Source organism: Ruegeria sp. HKCCA5839 (genome assembly GCF_013035585.1).
GTDB lineage: Bacteria > Pseudomonadota > Alphaproteobacteria > Rhodobacterales > Rhodobacteraceae > Ruegeria.
Window position 1 is genome coordinate 171,043 of the sequence record NZ_WQIE01000005.1, and the last position, 17,036, is coordinate 188,078.

The 17,036-nt window shown below is 59.3% G+C and carries 15 protein-coding genes; 5 read left to right on the forward strand and 10 right to left on the reverse strand.

Annotated features, from left to right (window positions below; translation table 11 throughout):
- Window positions 1-2: 2 nt before the first annotated feature.
- Both ruvA and ruvC read right to left on the reverse strand, forming a co-directional pair.
- The gene (ruvA, locus tag GOV38_RS14830; RefSeq protein ID WP_171213019.1) at window positions 3-674 is read right to left on the reverse strand and encodes a Holliday junction branch migration protein RuvA; all 672 of its coding nucleotides are present in this window, start codon (window positions 672-674) and stop codon (window positions 3-5) included.
- Complete coding sequence (gene ruvC, locus GOV38_RS14835; RefSeq protein WP_171209492.1) at window positions 671-1,168, reverse strand: crossover junction endodeoxyribonuclease RuvC; 498 nt, start codon at window positions 1,166-1,168, stop codon at window positions 671-673. Before ruvC ends, ruvA begins: the two co-directional genes overlap by 4 nt.
- Window positions 1,169-1,500: 332 nt before the next feature.
- On the opposite strand from ruvC, the gene GOV38_RS14840 reads away from it, so the two are divergent.
- A complete protein-coding gene (locus GOV38_RS14840; RefSeq protein WP_171100430.1) occupies window positions 1,501-1,704 on the forward strand; it encodes a DUF1127 domain-containing protein in 204 nt (67 codons plus the stop codon).
- A gap of 128 nt (window positions 1,705-1,832) precedes the next feature.
- On the opposite strand, the gene GOV38_RS14845 is transcribed toward GOV38_RS14840, so the two are convergent.
- From GOV38_RS14845 to GOV38_RS14860, 4 genes are all read right to left on the reverse strand, one after another.
- Window positions 1,833-2,177 (reverse strand): hypothetical protein, encoded by a 345-nt coding sequence (locus tag GOV38_RS14845; RefSeq protein WP_171100713.1) that lies wholly within the window; start codon window positions 2,175-2,177, stop codon window positions 1,833-1,835.
- A gap of 104 nt (window positions 2,178-2,281) precedes the next feature.
- Window positions 2,282-3,154 carry a 50S ribosomal protein L11 methyltransferase gene (locus GOV38_RS14850; RefSeq protein WP_171209491.1) on the reverse strand — a complete coding sequence of 291 codons (873 nt, stop codon included), beginning with the start codon at window positions 3,152-3,154 and terminating at the stop codon, window positions 2,282-2,284.
- 64 nt (window positions 3,155-3,218) lie between these two features.
- Complete coding sequence (locus tag GOV38_RS14855; RefSeq protein ID WP_171209490.1) at window positions 3,219-4,451, reverse strand: MFS transporter; 1,233 nt, start codon at window positions 4,449-4,451, stop codon at window positions 3,219-3,221.
- A 79-nt stretch (window positions 4,452-4,530) separates the two neighbouring features.
- Window positions 4,531-6,726 (reverse strand): primosomal protein N', encoded by a 2,196-nt coding sequence (locus GOV38_RS14860; RefSeq protein WP_171209489.1) that lies wholly within the window; start codon window positions 6,724-6,726, stop codon window positions 4,531-4,533.
- Between the two features lie 88 nt (window positions 6,727-6,814).
- Here GOV38_RS14860 and fsa point away from each other — a divergent pair, with 88 nt between their 5' ends.
- From fsa to GOV38_RS14880, 4 genes are all read left to right on the forward strand, one after another.
- Window positions 6,815-7,468, forward strand: coding sequence for a fructose-6-phosphate aldolase (gene fsa / locus GOV38_RS14865; RefSeq protein ID WP_171100438.1), 654 nt, complete (start codon window positions 6,815-6,817; stop codon window positions 7,466-7,468).
- 197 nt (window positions 7,469-7,665) lie between these two features.
- Window positions 7,666-8,373: a DUF484 family protein gene (locus GOV38_RS14870; protein ID WP_171209488.1), complete on the forward strand. Its 708-nt coding sequence runs from the start codon at window positions 7,666-7,668 to the stop codon at window positions 8,371-8,373.
- Window positions 8,370-9,293, forward strand: coding sequence for a tyrosine recombinase XerC (locus tag GOV38_RS14875; protein WP_171209487.1), 924 nt, complete (start codon window positions 8,370-8,372; stop codon window positions 9,291-9,293). Before GOV38_RS14870 ends, GOV38_RS14875 begins: the two co-directional genes overlap by 4 nt.
- Before the next feature lie 58 nt (window positions 9,294-9,351).
- Window positions 9,352-10,047: a phosphatidylcholine/phosphatidylserine synthase gene (locus GOV38_RS14880; protein WP_171100444.1), complete on the forward strand. Its 696-nt coding sequence runs from the start codon at window positions 9,352-9,354 to the stop codon at window positions 10,045-10,047.
- A gap of 2 nt (window positions 10,048-10,049) precedes the next feature.
- Here GOV38_RS14880 and GOV38_RS14885 read toward each other — a convergent pair whose 3' ends face one another.
- The 4 genes from GOV38_RS14885 to GOV38_RS14900 all read right to left on the reverse strand — a co-directional run bounded on the left by GOV38_RS14885 (window position 10,050) and on the right by GOV38_RS14900 (window position 16,962).
- Window positions 10,050-10,517 (reverse strand): hypothetical protein, encoded by a 468-nt coding sequence (locus tag GOV38_RS14885; RefSeq protein ID WP_171131518.1) that lies wholly within the window; start codon window positions 10,515-10,517, stop codon window positions 10,050-10,052.
- A gap of 75 nt (window positions 10,518-10,592) precedes the next feature.
- Window positions 10,593-11,048: a methylated-DNA--[protein]-cysteine S-methyltransferase gene (locus GOV38_RS14890; protein WP_171131799.1), complete on the reverse strand. Its 456-nt coding sequence runs from the start codon at window positions 11,046-11,048 to the stop codon at window positions 10,593-10,595.
- A gap of 137 nt (window positions 11,049-11,185) precedes the next feature.
- Window positions 11,186-14,098, reverse strand: a complete 2,913-nt coding sequence (gene ileS, locus GOV38_RS14895) for an isoleucine--tRNA ligase (protein WP_171209486.1) — start codon at window positions 14,096-14,098, stop codon at window positions 11,186-11,188.
- A 164-nt stretch (window positions 14,099-14,262) separates the two neighbouring features.
- Window positions 14,263-16,962, reverse strand: coding sequence for a DUF2339 domain-containing protein (locus tag GOV38_RS14900; RefSeq protein WP_171209485.1), 2,700 nt, complete (start codon window positions 16,960-16,962; stop codon window positions 14,263-14,265).
- Window positions 16,963-17,036 lie beyond the last annotated feature (74 nt).

A 17,036-nucleotide genomic window follows, 5' to 3' on the forward strand; every position in this document is an offset into this window, starting at 1 on the left:
ATTTACCCTTTCGGCGCCAACAGACGCAGCGCGGCGCGGATCAGATCGGCCTCACCGGCGTCAGGGTGGCTTGCCGCCGCTTCGGCCACGGCCGAGGCCGCATCTGATGGTCCATATCCCAGATTGGCCAGTGCCGAGAGCGCGCCAGCGCTTGCAGCAGCTGAGCCGGATGCGGGTGCACGCTTGGGCTTGGGCGCAGGCTCGGACAGTTCGACAACGTCCAGCGCGGGCTCATCCATCGCCTCGGCCACGGTTCCCCCCATGGCCATAACGCCGGGGGCCTTATCCTTCAGGTCCAGGACAATGCGCTGCGCCGTCTTGGGGCCAACCCCTTTAGCGGCCTTGACCGAGGCCCAATCGCCCAAGACAATCGCACGGCTGACCCCATCAGGACCCAGCGCGCTGAGGATCGCCAGAGATACTTTGGCCCCAACCCCCTGAACCGAACAAAGCAAGCGGTGCCATTCCTTCTCGACCAGTGACAGAAAACCGTAGAGCTGCATCAGGTCTTCGCGCACCACCATATCAGTGTAGACCGACACAGCCTCGCCCACTCCGGGCAAAGCAGCCATGGTCCGGTCCGAGCAAAAGACGATATAGCCCACACCGCGCACATCGATCAGCACGTGATCTGCGGCGCGGTATTCCAGCCGCCCTGTCAGTTTGCCGATCATGCCCGCACCTCTTTCAAACGCACCTGCTGCGCCACGCCATAATAGGAATGACAGATCGCAATCGCCAGCGCGTCAGCCGCGTCAGCCCCTTTTGGATTGCACCCCGGCAGTTGCAGCTTGACCATATGGATGATCTGCTCTTTTTCCGCGTGCCCTACCCCGACCACAGTTTTCTTGACCCGGTTCGGCGCATATTCGCCAACAGGCAACCCCGCCTGTGCCAGCGTCAACAATGCCACGCCCCGCGCCTGGCCCAGCTTCAACGTGCCCGCCCCGTCCTTGTTGACAAAGGTTTGCTCGATGGCGGCCTGATCAGGTTGGTGTTCGGCGATGACCTCGACAATCTGGTTGTGCAAAGACAGCAAACGCTCACCCAGATCATCCCCATCAGACTGGCACAACCCGTTTGCAACATGGCTCAGACGGCTGCCGCGCGATTCGATGACGCCCCATCCCAGGGTTCTCAGCCCCGGATCAATGCCCAGAATTCGCATGTTTTGCCCCAGCCTGCTCGGGTTATTGTGATATTTTTATCCGATTAGCACGAAGCGTGAACATTTTCCAAGGAAATTACGCCAAAGTCCGATTGCGACATTCCTGTTCCGGGTACGACGCCATCGCCTTTTTACGACAGCAAATGGTCGAAATTCGACCGCTTCATGAACGCGAATTAACCTGTTTTTTAAGGGGATTACAGGAAATTCGAGCATTGCATAAATTGCATGGGACACATGCAATTTTTGATCTTGTCGGTGCCGTTTCAGATCACTAACTGCCGCCAAGATCACAAGACTTGATGTCACCACCAACCAGAAGGAAACAGGATATGGCTGTACTGGATTTCACCCGCGCCACCACTGGCTCGTTCGGCCTTGTCGGCCGTATCGGCGCAACGCTCGTAAATGCTGTTGTTGAATGGAATGACGCCCGTTCGACCCGCAATGCACTGAACGACCTGAGCGACCGCGAGCTTGAAGATATCGGCCTGTGCCGCGGCGACATCGACCTGGTTGCCGAAGGCCGCCGCTAAGACGCGAAGCGTTGTCGGTTTACCAATCGAAAATCACATCGCGAAAAAGAAACACCGCATGCCAAACGGCAGGCGGTGTTTTTTAATACGCCGAAGCGCAACCAAAGGATCGAAAGAACCTTTGTCGGTCAGTACCAGATTTTCGCCAATTGCGAGGCGGCGAATTCCGAAACCGGGTCAGCCTGCATGATCCATGCACCGGCCTTTTCGACAGATGTGCCTTCGGACAGGCTTGCAACACGGTTTTCATACGCCCCAGCGCCCAGATGCGTCAGCAACAGCGCTTTGAAGCCGATAAAACCGAGTATGCACAGCAGCAAAAATTTCGCTGGAATGCCTGAACGCACGCGTTGCGGCTTCATCACCACCAAGCCATCCGACCGCATGGTCGTCCGATAGCCGCGGCTCAGTTTGTCATGTTTCTTAACCAGGCGCGTTACGCGCTGATCGAATTCCAAGTGTTTAGTCGTCATGGCAGCCTCCGAAAACCGCCCCCCAATCAATTCAGTAAAACGTAAATTCAGAATGTGCCGAAACCGTGGCAAAAATCCATAAAACTCCTGTAAATGGCCGCAATTTAACCCTGTTTTCTTAAAATTAGCGTCGTCCACTCACCAATCTGGCCCTGATGGTGAAGATTGAATTCATTTTGTAAATAAACGTTCAACACATCTTGGGCTTGTTCGTTAAGGATTCCCGAGAGAATCGCTTGTCCACCCGGCCTCAGATTGGCGGAAATCTCGGGTGCAAGCGCTACCAGAGGGCCTTTTAGGATGTTGGCAAAGATCAGATCATATGGCGCGTGCTTGTGTAGATCAGGGTGATCGAACCCTGCCGCCTCGACACATTGAACGGCGCCATCCATGTCATTTGCTTTGAGGTTTGCCTTTGCCACGTCAACGGCGACCTCATCGATGTCGCTGGCGATGATATCCCCATCCCACACGCGCGCAGCAGCCATTGCCAGTACTGCCGTACCGCACCCAATATCTGCGACCTTCGTTGCGGTGAACCCTTCGTCCAACAAACGGTCCAGCGCGTTGAGGCAACCAAGCGTTGTTCCATGATGCCCTGTGCCAAAGGCCATGGCCGCCTCGATCAGCAAAGGGATGCGGCCTTCGGGCAGTTTGTCGGCATCATGAGCGCCATAAACAAAAAAGCGCCCAGCCTCGACCGGGGCCAGTTCACGCCGCACATGCGCGACCCAATCGGTTTCGGGCAGTTCCGAGACCACAAAAGGCTTGGCCTCGAAGGCGGCAGCCAGAACGGCCAGCGCCGTCTCATCGGGATCTTCCGTGAAATAACCGCCCACTTCCCAAAGGCCCGATCCGTCCTCGACTTCGAAAACGCCGATCCCGGTCGGTTCGGGCTCCAGACGCTCCATCGCTTCGCCCAGGCTTTCGGCGGCCTTCTTACCTGTCAGCGTGGTGAATGCGGTGAATGTGGGCATCGGGGCCTCCTGTCTCGGTCGAAACAGCGCCTAGGCCGCTGCGCCGCCAAGGTCAAGCACGCCTTTATTCCGCCGGGGCGGGTGCGTATTTGGTCAGAACCGTCTCATTCCCCGGCTCGGGATGGCGGGGGATCAGCAGCGACAGGGCAAGCGAGATCAAGGCCATCGCCGCCGCCAGACCAAACACGGCCCCCGGCGACACCACCCAGAGCAGACCCAAAAGCGCAGGCAAGAACACCGCAGCGATATGGTTGATGGTAAAGGCCACCGCCGCGGTTGGCGCGATATCTGCCGGATCCGCGATCTTCTGGAAATAGGTCTTCAAAGCAAGCGCCAGCGCAAACAGCACATGGTCGATCACATATAGGATCGCGGCCAGAAGAACGCCCCAGCCGAACCAATAGATGCCCCCATAGGCCGCAAAGACGATAGCCAAACCGGCATATTCAAAGATCAGCGTCCGACGCTCGCCAAATTTGGCGACAGCTTTGCCCAGTAAAGGCGCCGCCAACATGTTGATCATCAGGTTGATCAGATAGAGGCTGGTCAGCTCGTGCACTTCAAACCCGAACTTTTCGACCATCATGAAGCCTGCGAAAACGACAAAGATCTGCCGCCGCGCACCGGCCATGAATTGCAGCGCATAATAAAGCCAATAGCGTTTGCGGAGGATCAGCTTTTTGGTCTGCTGCGTTGGGGCATCGAATTGCGGGTAAGCCAGCAGACAGAACAGCGCCAGCAGTGCCGTCACACCCCCTGCGGCCATGAAGACAAAGTTATAGGACAGATCGAACCGGTCCCAGGTCAGGACAATCAGCCCATACACCACCGCTGTCGCGGCTGAGCCCATTGCAACCAACCAGCCCAAAATCTGCGGCGCGCGATCCTTGGGCAACCACTGTAATTGCAGTGACTGGTTGACCGTCTCGTAATAGTGAAACCCGATTGAGCTGAAGAGCGTCACGAAAAGCAGCCCTCCCAAGCTGGGAAACCACGCTGTCACGGCGGTTGCCACACCCAACATCATCAGCGAGATCATCGCCAGTACCTGTTCGCGGATGAAGATGATCACCGCGATCACGCCAACGGCCAGAAACCCGGGGATTTCGCGCACCGTGTGCAACAAGCCGATATCGGCCCCGTCAAAACTGGCCACTTCGATGACGAAGTTGTTCAGCAAAGCGCTCCACGCGTTGAACGCAATCGGCATCGTCAGCGCCATCACGAACAATAGCGTAATGGGACGACGCCAGAATGGCAGGCTTTGCGCCTCGGCAAGGGGCATTGGTTTCAGCATGAGACCCCTCTACGCCCATTTTGCCGGTTTGGCGAGAGGCGACGACCAAACGCACAGCAAACCTGCGCGAATGCAGAAGTCAGTAGAAACTTTGCGGGTCGATATCGACAGTTAGGCGAATGTCTCCCTTTAGCCGCAAAGGCGCAATCCAGCGGGCCACCGCATCCTGAATCGGCGCGCCTTTGGGGGCTTTGACCAGCAACCGCACCCGGTGACGGCCGCGGATCCGCGCAATTGGCGCAGGCGCGGGGCCAAAGACTTGCGCACCGATTTGGGTCAAAGGACCTGTATTTCGCGCCAATGCGTTTCCGATGTCAAAGACAGGTGCAACCTCGGGCCCCGACAGCACAATCCCGGCCATACGGCCATAGGGCGGGACACCTGCGGCCTGACGCCCAGCAGCCTCGGCTTTCCAGAAACCCTCTTCATCCCCTGAAAGGATGGCCCGTATCACTGGGTGTTCGGGTTGAAAGGTCTGCAACAAGGCCTGCCCCGGTTTGTCCGCGCGCCCCGCGCGACCCGCAACCTGCCGCATCAGTTGGAACGTGCGTTCCGCCGCCCGCAAATCCGCACCGTGCAGGCTGACATCGGCATCGATCACACCCACCAAGGTCAGCTTGGGAAAGTTATGCCCTTTGGCCACCAGCTGCGTTCCGATGATGATGTCGGCATCACCCTCGGCAATCTTTTCAATCTTGGCCTTGAGTGCCCGGGCCGAACCAAACAGATCTGAACTAAGCATCGCGATCTTGGCCTCGGGGAACGTGGCCTCGGCCTCTTCAGCCAGCCGTTCGATCCCCGGCCCAACCGGGGCCAGCTTGCCTGCAATTCCGCAAGACGGACAGACCTCCGGCATCGGCTTGGTCTCGCCACATTGGTGGCACATCAGCCGTTTGAGGAATCGGTGTTCAACCATGCGCGCATCACAATGGTCGCAGCCGATCTGCTCACCGCAGGCCCGGCAGAGCGTCACTGGGGCGTAGCCACGCCGGTTGATGAACAAAAGCGACTGCTCGCCCCGCTCGATCCGCTGCCGCACCGCCTGCCGCAGTGTCGGGGATATCCATGTGCCCGGCTGCATCTGTTCGGCCCGCATGTCGATGGGTTTCATCTCGGGCAGCACGGCGTCGCCAAAACGCGATGTCAGGTCCAGCCGCTCATATTTCCCGGCCTCGGCATTGGCCCAGCTTTCCAAAGACGGTGTGGCGCTGGCCAAAATCACCCGCGCCCCGCAAATGGCAGCACGCAGAACCGCCATGTCTCGCGCGCTATAATGCACTCCATCTTCCTGCTTGTAAGATGTGTCATGCTCTTCATCGACCACAACCAGACCCAGTTGGCGAAACGGCAAGAACAAAGCCGACCGCGCCCCCACGACCAGCTGCGCCTCGCCCTGCCCGACCATGCGCCAGACGCGGCGGCGCTCGGTCATGGTTGCGCCGGAATGCCATTCCGCAGGGCGTGCGCCGAACCGCGCCTCAACCCGGGTCAGAAACTCGGCTGTCAAGGCGATCTCGGGCAGCAGCACCAGCGCCTGACGCCCCATCCGCAGCGCTTCGGCCACAGCTTCGAGGTAAACCTCGGTCTTGCCTGATCCGGTGACGCCTTTCAGCAAGGTGGTGCCATAGTCGCCGCTGCGCTGCCCGTCCCGCAACCGCGCGACGGCCGCGGCCTGATCACCTGTCAGATCTTTGCCCGGCAGATCAGGGTCAAGATGCGGATAGGGCAGATCACGCGGACTGTCTTCCTCGCGCACAGCGCCTTGTTTGACCAGACCTTTGACCACCGATGAGGTCACGCCGGCCTGCTCGGCCAACTCCTTCAGCGTAAAGGCCAGCCCACCATAATTGCGCAGCACCTCCAACACCCGGGTCCGCGCATCGGTCATCCGGTCGGGCGTGCGATCGCCCAGCCGATAGACCTTGCGCATCGAAGGCGGGTCGCCCAAACCCGGCGCACGGGTCGCCAGCCGCAGCATCGCAGGCATCGGCGTCAGCGTGTAGTCGGCGACCTTGCCCAAGAATACACGCATCTCTTCGCGCATGGGCGCAACCTCAAGCACCCGGATCACTGACCGCGCCTTGGCCAGATCGAACCCGCCCTGCCCCGGCCCCCAAACCACGCCCAGTACCTTGCGCGGGCCCAAGGGCACCTCGACAAAAGCGCCCAGAAAGCACCCGCCCTCGGGCGCTTTGTAATCCAACGTCCGGTCCAGCGGCTGCGTCGTCAGCACCGCAACCAGCTCTCCTTCGTCGAAAAATCCGTTAGCGCTCACAGTATATCCTTACCAAGGGGTTTCAGCACGGCCTTCTTTGAGGTAAAGCCATCGGCAATCAAGGCCAACCCATCAAAGGACTGCCCAAATGAAATTCTTCGTAGATACCGCCGAGATTGATGCCATCGCCGAACTGAACGACCTGGGCATGGTGGACGGTGTAACCACCAACCCTTCGCTGATCCTGAAATCAGGCCGCGACATTCTGGAAGTGACCAAAGAGATCTGTGAACTGGTCGATGGCCCGGTTTCAGCCGAAGTTGTAGCGACCGAAGCCGACGACATGATCGCCGAGGGCCGCAAGCTGGCCAAGATCGCGCCGAATATCGCGGTCAAAGTGCCTCTGACCTGGGCGGGTCTGAAAACCTGCAAAACTCTTAGCGACGAAGGCCAGATGGTCAACGTGACCTTGTGCTTCTCGACCAACCAGGCGATCCTGGCCGCCAAAGCAGGGGCCACTTTCATTTCACCCTTTATCGGCCGCCTGGATGACATCAACCTTGATGGCATGGATCTGATCGCCGATATCCGTCAGGTCTATGACAATTACGGTTTTGAAACCGAAATCCTCGCCGCCTCGATCCGCACCGTGAACCACGTGACCGACAGTGCCCGCATCGGGGCTGACGTGATCACCGCCCCTCCGGGCGTGATCAAGAAACTGGCTGATCACCCCTTGACCGACAAAGGTCTCGAAGCGTTCCTGTCCGACTGGGCCAAAACAGGTCAAAAGATCCTCTGACACATCGCACAACCGCGCGGCACCGCCAGGTGCCGTGCCCGGCCCAACTGCAAAAACTGATCTTTGATCAGGCCCTTGCAGGCGGGAGCCCTCCAGGCAACAGCGTAACGGGAATTCTCTCTTTGCGTGCATTTTTCCCAAGGTAAATCCGGCCCGCCATGCTATAAGGTGACAAACAAAAAAAGACCGGACAGGACATGAGCAGCAATCAAAAACTCGAGGATAACCTGCGCGCGGCTATTCTGGCGGAACCGGACGCGGTGTTGGACGATACAGACCTGATGCGCGCCTTGGTTTCAGCCAATGAACAGGCGCGTGGCGACAATATCATCGATCTGCGTGGCATCGCCATGCAACGGCTCGAAGACAGGCTGGATCGGCTGGAAGACACGCACCGTTCTGTCATCGCCGCCGCTTACGAAAATCTGGCGGGTACAAATCAGGTCCATCGCGCCATCTTACGCCTACTCGAACCTGTCGAGTTCGAAGATTTCCTGCGTGTCCTCGGCAATGACGTGGCCGAGATCTTGCGTGTTGAGCATATCACCCTGGTGCTTGAAACCACCGCCATGCGACAAGACCCCGCTGTCGACAAGCTTGGCGGCGTTCTCACAATCGCTGAACCCGGCTTTGTTGACGGTTACCTGGCCCAGGACCGAACCGGCGCCCCGCGCGAGATTACGCTGCGCGAAGTCGCGCGCCTCACGCCACGCATTTATGGTGAAAAGGCAGCCAACCTGCGCTCCGAAGCCTGCCTCAAGCTCGATTTTGGCCCCGGGCGGCTGCCCGGCATGATCGTGATGGGCGCGAAGGATCCCAAGCATTTCAGCCCGCAACTGGGCACCGACCTGCTCAGCTTCTTTGCCGGTGTATTCGAACGTTCCATGCGCCACTGGTTGTCGTGAGCCTGATTTCACCCGCCTGCCGCGACGCACTGCAGCATTGGCTGAACAGTCTGGGCGCGCTTGCGGGCCGCGCAGAGAACACCCGCAAGGCCTATGCGGGTGACGTCACCGAATTTCTATCCTTCATGACGTTGCATCACAGCGGACGTCAGGGTCTGGCGGCGCTTGAGCGGATTTCAGTGTCCGACATGCGCGCCTGGATGGCCGACCAGCGCGGCTCGGGTGTCGGATCCCGCTCATTGGCGCGCAAGCTTTCTGCCGTCAAAAGCTTTTACCGCTGGCTGGCCGAACGCGAAGGCTTTGAACCTACCGCCGTCCTGTCGACACGCGCCCCCAAGTTCACCAAGAAGCTACCGCGTCCACTGGCCGAAGACGCTGCCCGCGCCATGATCGAAACGGTTGAGGCACAATCCACCTCGGACTGGATCGCCGCGCGCGATGTTGCTGTCGTGACATTGCTTTATGGCTGCGGGCTGCGCATATCTGAGGCTCTGTCGCTCACCGGTGCTGACGCGCCCCTGCCAAACACGTTGCGCATCCTGGGCAAAGGCGGCAAAGAACGCATCGTCCCTGTCATCCCCGCCGCCCGCGCGACAACCGACCACTATCTGCGCCTGTGCCCTCACCCGCAATCGCCGCAAGCCCCCCTGTTTCGTGGCGTGCGTGGCGGCGCTCTGAATCCGCGCGCGATCCAGAGCGTGATGGCCAAGGCCCGGATGCAGTTGGGGCTGCCCTCAACCGCCACGCCGCATGCCATGCGCCACAGTTTTGCAACGCACCTGCTGTCGGCTGGCGGCGACCTGCGTGCCATTCAGGAATTGCTGGGCCATGCCTCCCTGTCAACCACACAGGCCTATACCGCCGTTGACACAGCCCGCCTGATGGAGGTTTACAACCGCGCTCATCCCAAGGCGCAATGACAGGTCAGTTCGGGCTTTTTGCTTTGCATCCCAAGCGCTGATCGTACATGACACCCTAATGACACTTAGATTCAAAGCTCTTGCCGTTCACCTTTTCACTGCCACTGGCGCCGTTTTTGCAATGCTCGCCATGTTGGCCGCGGTCGAAGGACAGTGGAGCCTGATGTATCTGTGGCTTGTGGTGTCGTTCATTGTCGACGGCATCGACGGCCCCCTGGCCCGTCATTACCACGTCAAACACAATGCGCCCGAGTTTGACGGGGTGCTTTTGGATCTGATCATCGATTACCTGACATATGTCTTCATTCCGGCTTTCGCTCTGTTCAAATCGGGCCTGATGGATGGCTGGACCGGGTGGTTTGCCATCATCGTCATCACCTTTGCCAGCGCCATGTATTTCGCCGACACGAGGATGAAGACCAAGGATAACTCATTTTCAGGTTTTCCCGGTTGCTGGAACATGTTTGTCATCGTGATCTTTGCGCTAGAGCCCAATTTCTGGGTGATCCTGATGCTGGTCACGCTGCTCTCGATTGCGATGTTCGTGCCGCTGAAATTCGTCCACCCGGTCCGTACCGCGCGCTGGCGCAGTGTCACCCTGCCAATGGCCCTGGCCTGGACTTTCTTCGCCGGCTGGGCCGCCTGGGTCGATTTCCACCCTGAAAGCTGGGCCCATTGGGGATTGGTGATCACCAGCCTTTATCTGGTCTCAGCAGGGATCGCACAACAGATCATCCCACCGCGAAAAGCCTGAGGTTATAGGACCTCCTGCACCTCAAACTCGGTCCCATTATGGGTGAACACATCACCTTCTTGCAGGCCGGACATGGCCAGAAAGATCGGGCTTTGGGTTGAAATCCCCATATAGGTCTTCCCGTCCACCTCAAACCGGGTGGTTGAGACACAGACCACAAAACGACGATTGTTGAATTTGATCACAGCACCGGGTTCAACGCGGTCCTTGAGACCAAAATCCGTGTTCTCGATCACATCGATCTTGGCGTGATGCGTGTGAACCGGCGTGTCGAACGCCGCCGCCAAATCGGCGTTTTCGCGCGCGGCCACGATATCATCCTTGTCATGCACTTCCCGATCATCCAACTGTGCATCTTTCAGGAACGCATCATAATGCGCCTGCGCGGTGGCAAGCTCTTGGGCCTCAAGAGACATCAATCGGTCGATAATGCTCTTTTTCCGGGCGGCCAAATCTGCCTGATCGATCATATCGCGGATCCTTCACATTCACCATTTCCGATAGGTTGAGCGTCACCCGTCCGAATTGCAACCCATTTCCGAATATCAGATCAACAGCCCAGCCGCCCCTTCATGACGCAACAAGGCCACCTTGGTCTCGATCCCTCCGTCACCTGAGAAACCTCCCAAACCATTGGCCGCCAAGACACGGTGGCAAGGGATGATGACCGGGATAGGATTCGCCCCGCAAGCCTGCCCGACGGGCTGGGCAGGCTGTCCAAGCTCTTTGGCGATGTCACCATAGGTTACGGTTTCGCCCAACGGGATGGCATACATCAGGTCACAAACCTGTCGCTGAAACTCGGACCCCGATACGCGGTAGGGCAAATCGAACCGATCCAACCGCCCCGCGTCATAAGCCTGTAACTGCGCCGCCGCCTCGCGCAGCACCGGCGTTGCCTCGCCCGCGTTACGCCCATTCCAGACAAGGCGCGTCACCGCACCACCCTGTTCTTCAACGCCCAGACGTCCAAACTGGGTATCCACTGCAATCATCGGCATAGCTGGATGCTGACAGCCTTTGCGGCCATAACGCAACCCATATCGCGCCACGCCCGCCCCTTCTTCTGTTCACAAATACCTCGGAGCGCGAGGCAGAGCCTCGCAAAAGCCCTGCCCGACAAGCGCTCCGACGCAGATTAGCTCAATGCGTCATTGCAACGGCCACAGACGCACGGGTTCGCATGCAGCCCAACATCGGGCAGGATTTTCCAGCAGCGCTGGCACTTCGCGCCCTCAGCCTTTTCAAAGACCACACCAACACCGTCGATCTCAGGTACGCGGAACGCTTCGGCTGGGGCCGGGTCGCCCGACACGGTCAGGCCCGAAGTGATGCACAGATCATCCACATCAAACGTGGCCAGCAGATCACGCGTCTCGCCATCCTCGACATGCACAATCGGCGCGGCCTCAAGGCTGGATCCGATCACCTTGTCCTGACGCTGCACCTCCAACGCGGCAGTGACCGCCCGGCGCACGCGGCGCACCTTGGCCACGGCCTGTTCCAATTCCGCATGACGCCAATCGCCTGGTGTTTCCGGGAAATCCATCAGATGCACCGAACTATCATCGCCCGGGAACCGCTCCAGCCAGACCTCTTCCATGGTAAAGACCAGAACCGGCGCCAGCCAGGTGGTCAGACGGTGGAACAGGATGTCCAGCACGGTACGCGCCGCGCGGCGGCGCAGGCTGTCGCCGTCGCAATACAGAGCATCCTTGCGTACGTCGAAATAGAACGAGGACAGATCGACCGTGGCAAAGGTAAAGACCGCACTGAACACACCCTGGAAGTCAAACGCGGCATAGCCCTTGCGTACCTGCTCATCCAGTTCGGCCAGACGGCTCAGCACCCAGCGTTCCAGGCGCGGCATCTCTGCAGGCTCCACCCGATCGGCTTCCGAGAAATCGGCCAGCGAGCCCAACATGAACCGCATCGTGTTGCGCAAGCGGCGATAGCTGTCGGCGGTGCCTTTCAGGATTTCCGGCCCGATCCGCTGATCGGCGGTATAGTCGGTCTGCGCCACCCACAGGCGCAGGATATCAGCGCCGTATTGCTTGATGACCTCTTCCGGCACGATGGTGTTGCCCAACGACTTGGACATCTTGTTGCCCTTGGCATCCAGCGTGAAACCGTGCGTCACCACATTACGATACGGCGCACGGCCCTTGGTGCCGCAGGCCTGCAGCATGGACGAATGGAACCATCCGCGATGCTGGTCGGTACCTTCCATGTAGACGTCAGCGATACCATCTTCGGTGCCGTCCTCGCGGTCTCGCAGAACAAAGGCGTGGGTCGAACCGGAGTCAAACCACACGTCCAGCACGTCAAACACCTGATCATAGTCTTCGGGGTTGGCGATGCCGTCCAGAACCTGTTCCTTAAACCCGTCCGTGTACCAGATATCCGCGCCGTTTTCCTCGAACGCCGCTTTGATCCGCGCGTTAAGCTCGTCGTTGCGCAACAGGTAATCCGCGTCGGTGGGCAAAGCGCCTTTCTTGGTAAAGCATGTCAGCGGCACACCCCAGGCACGCTGGCGCGACAGAACCCAGTCCGGGCGCGCCTCGATCATGGAATAGAGGCGATTGCGACCAGTCTGCGGCGTCCATTTCACCAGCTCATCGATGGACCGCAACGCGCGTTCACGGATGGTATCGCCCATCTCACCCATGCCGTCATCCAACTTGCGGTCGACGGACGCAAACCATTGCGGCGTGTTGCGATAGATGATCGGAGCCTTCGAGCGCCAGGAATGCGGATAGCTGTGCTTGATCTTGCCGCGCGCCAGCAGCCCGCCAACCTCGGCCAACTTGTCGATCACCGCCTTGTTCGCATCGCCCTCACCGCCCTTGCGGGACAGGATGTATTTGCCACCAAAAAACGGCAGGTCAGCGCGGAACGAGCCGTCATCCATCACGTTATAGGTGATGACCAGTTCCAACATCCCCAGATCACGATAGAGCTCGAATTCTTCCATCCCGTGCGAGGGCGCACAATGGACAAAGCCGGTGCCTTCGGTGTCGGTCACAAAGTCAGCCGCGCGGAAGTCGCGGATGTCGTCCCATTCGCCATTGCCGCCTTCAGCCCCGGCCAACGGGTGGGTCAGTTGGACGCCTTCCAACTCATCGGTGGTCACGTCACGAACGCGGCTCCACTGCTCATCGCTCAGGCGCGCGCGTCCCAGAACGTCAGCGGCCAGATTGTCGGCCAGCAGGAACTTGTCGCCCACATTGGCCCAGCATTCATCGGGTGTGCCAGTGACTTCGTAGAGGCCATAGGAGATATCCTTGCCAAAAACGACGGCCTTGTTCGACGGCATGGTCCACGGAGTCGTTGTCCAGATCACCACATAGGCGTCATCCAGATCGCCCGCATTCACAACCTTAAACTTCACCCAGATGGTGAAGCTTTCCTTGTCGTGATACTCGACCTCGGCCTCGGCAAGCGCGGTCTTCTCTACGGGCGACCACATCACGGGCTTGGAGCCCTGATAGAGCGTGCCGTTCATCAGGAACTTCATGAACTCATCCGCGATCACCGCTTCGGCGTGATAGTCCATGGTGATATAGGGATCGGGCCAGTTGCCGGTGATGCCAAGACGTTTGAACTCTTCGCGCTGGATGTCGATCCACCCTTCGGCGAATTTGCGGCACTCCTGACGGAAGTCGACGATATTCACCTCGTCCTTGTTCTTGCCCTTCTTGCGGTACTGCTCTTCGATCTTCCATTCGATCGGCAGGCCGTGGCAGTCCCAACCCGGCACATAGCGTGAATCGTAGCCCATCATCTGATGCGACCGCACGATCATGTCCTTGATCGTCTTGTTCAGCGCGTGGCCGATATGCAGGTGCCCGTTGGCATAGGGCGGGCCGTCATGCAGGGTAAAAGGCGTGCGATTTTCTTTTTCACGCAGGCGGTCATAGACACCGATCTTTTCCCACCGTTCCAGCCATGCAGGCTCGCGCTTGGGCAGGCCTGCGCGCATGGGAAAGTCGGTTTTGGGCAGGTTCAGCGTGTCTTTGTAATCAGGTGTTTGGGTCGTGTCGGCGCACATTTGGGGCGTCCTCAGGAAGTTCGGGTCGTGTTTGGATCGAAGCGGTCAGTGCGATAACTCAAGCACCTTTGCCCGGCGTCTCGCGATATCAGAGCGCCGGGGATATAATTCGAATAATGATGGCCAAACGGTCAAACATGGCCGCGCTTATAGGACGCCCTTGACTAATCGTCCAGAGGTTCTGCGCCTTGCGACGAATGGCGCAGCTTGGCCCAGCGGTTGAGCCAGGCAAGCCCAGCCAAAGCAAGCCCAAGCACCAGGAGTGAGAACACCCGGATCAGCCCGCCCAGACCCGCGATATCGATCAAAAACACCTTGGCAACTGCCAGCCCGATCACAGCCAGTCCGGCCTTGCGCATGAGGTCCGATCCGCGTGCCAGAGACTGATAGAACAGCCCTGCCCCAACCAGCAGCAGCGCCATGGTATAGGTGTAAAGCTCGGGCTGGCTGACGCCATTGCCTTCGAACATGCCGCCCGCACCCTGCCAAAAATGTCGAATGGTTATGCCCAGCCAGACCACCAACAAAAGTGCGGCGGCGGCATATCCCAGTTGTCTAAGCCGAACCGGAACGTTTGTTAAACGCCAGAGGGACAGCAGAATGATCAGCGCAGGCAGCAAGTAGGCCACGGCCAATGTGTTAACGATTCCGGGACCCAGCACCGGGTCGGCAAATTCGGTCAGAACCGGATTCTCGGGCCCAAAAGCCTGACCCAGCCGGATCAGTGCGTGCGCGGCAAAGAACCCGGCCAGCGAATAGCGCGCATAGGTCAGCTTGCCGCCCAGTGAAAAGCGCTGCACCTGTGCAAAGGCCAGCAACAGCCAGATCGACGCAAGCAGGCCAAGGCCCCAATGACTGTTTTCCGCCCCGCCCTCGCCCAAGCTTTCCAGCCAGCGTAGCAACAGCAAAGACAGCAATATGCCCGCATTGGCCCAAGCCGCACTTTCCAAAAGCAGAACTGCCGTCGGGCGCGGCATCGGCCTGAGAACCCACCAACCGGTAGCAAAGCCCAGCGTTGCTGCGCCGTAGGCAAAGATCACCTCGGGCAGCGGCGCGGTCTCGGCCCATTCCAAACCGGGGTTCAGGATCAAGCGGACCGTCACAGTGAAAACGCCCACCCAGACAAACCAGCTGAGTTGAGGCAAGACGAACCTGCGATCCAAAACCGCTGCGACCAGCACCATGACAACCAACGCCACTGTCAACGCAGCCGAGCTGAGCACGATCACGCATGCAAAGCTGAGGCAGGACAAGGCCGACATGGTTGCCAAGGCCGGGCGCAAGCGATCCCCTGTATCGATACGGGCAAACCGTTCAGCCAGCAGGACCATCACCGCGCCAAGGGCCACCGCGTGCAAGGCCCAGGGATATGCCCCGATCACACTGGCTGGTTGCCACCCGACCTCTAGCGCGATGGCCATAAGGGGCGCAAATACGACGGCACCAGCAGCCCAAGCCGCCGCATAGCGCCCGCCGCGAAACGAGCGCCACGCCGCTCCAAGCGAAAGGGCTGCACCAAGGACCACCAGGATGGACACCGTCAGCGGTGCGTCAGCCTCGGGCGTTTCTGCGTAGGTTGCGGCAAACGACTGCGCGACCACCCCGCCGTCAAACCCGTGCAGCAGGACAAACCAGATCAGCCCCAAACCGGGGAACACAGTCATATCCTGCAACGCGGGCGCATCGCTGGCCCACAGGATCAGGGCAAGGGTCAACGCCGCAAACAACCCGACCGACAACCAGAACTCACTGCTGGTATCCGCCCAATGTATCGAAAGGATTACCGAACTGAGAAGCACAGCTCCAAAGGCCAGACGGGTGGGAAACTCGGGCCAGGGCGCGCCCTTGTTGCGACGGATGATCTCGGCAATCATTGGTCCGTCGTGGTTTGGAACCAGCCTGCGCACCGGGATCGCAATGGCCATCAAAGCCAGTGCCGTCACGCTGATCAGGTAACCCGGTTCGGTTACCGGCGAAGACAGAACCAGCAGAAAGCACGCCCCATACGCTCCAACCAGTGTCAGAACCGAGATCCAAGCCCAGCGCCGTACGGTATCGATGCCAAGGCCAAGCGCTGCGATCAGCAGGAAATAGCCGTAGAGCCAACTGGGATCTTCGGAGGCGCCGCCGACAACAAAGGGCGCAGCAAACGCGCCGATCAAGCCAACAGCGGCCAGCAATGGCCCGTGAAACCAACCCAGCACAAGCCCGACAATCGCAATCGCAACCATCCCGGCCAAAGCCGCTTCGGGGCCGATCAGATCATAGAGCTGTCGCGCCGCCAGAACCGCACCAAACAGGGTCACCAGCCCCGCGCCCGAAAAGACCGACGGCAAGTAGGCGGTTGCGGAGTCTTCGTCATCTCCGAACCTGCGGCGCACGACCTCCCCACCCAGGATCAGAGCAGCCCCAAAGGCCAAAGCGGCAAGCACACGTGCAGCGGGTGGCAACAGCCCGTTTTCGACGCCGTATTGGACTAGGAAGATACCAGCCAAAGCAAGTGACAGCGCAGAAACAGCATAAAACCAATTCTCGCGCAGCCACGCGAAAAGCGCTGCAAACCGGTCCTCACGCATCACAATCGCTGCAGGCGGAGAGCTTGGCTGGGTTTCGCGCGACGGTTTAGGCGGCGGCCTTGTCGGTGCCCAGGGGCCTTTTACCTTGGCTTCAACCGGCGGCGGCGTGTCAGCCGCTTGCGCTGGTTTTTCTGGTTCTGGCTTGGGCGCAGGTCCGCTTTGATCTGCCAACCTCTGTTCCAACTGTTCAACGCGCTTGCGCAGCCGAACGTGTCCGATCAGCAAGACAACAACGCCAACGGGAATCGCCAGCACAATCAGGCCAAGCAGGACGAGAAGAGACTCCAAAAAAACGCTCCGACAGTTTGGCTTAGGCTAACCTGCCGGGACTCCGGGCAACAGTCTGGATTTCAGCCGATTTT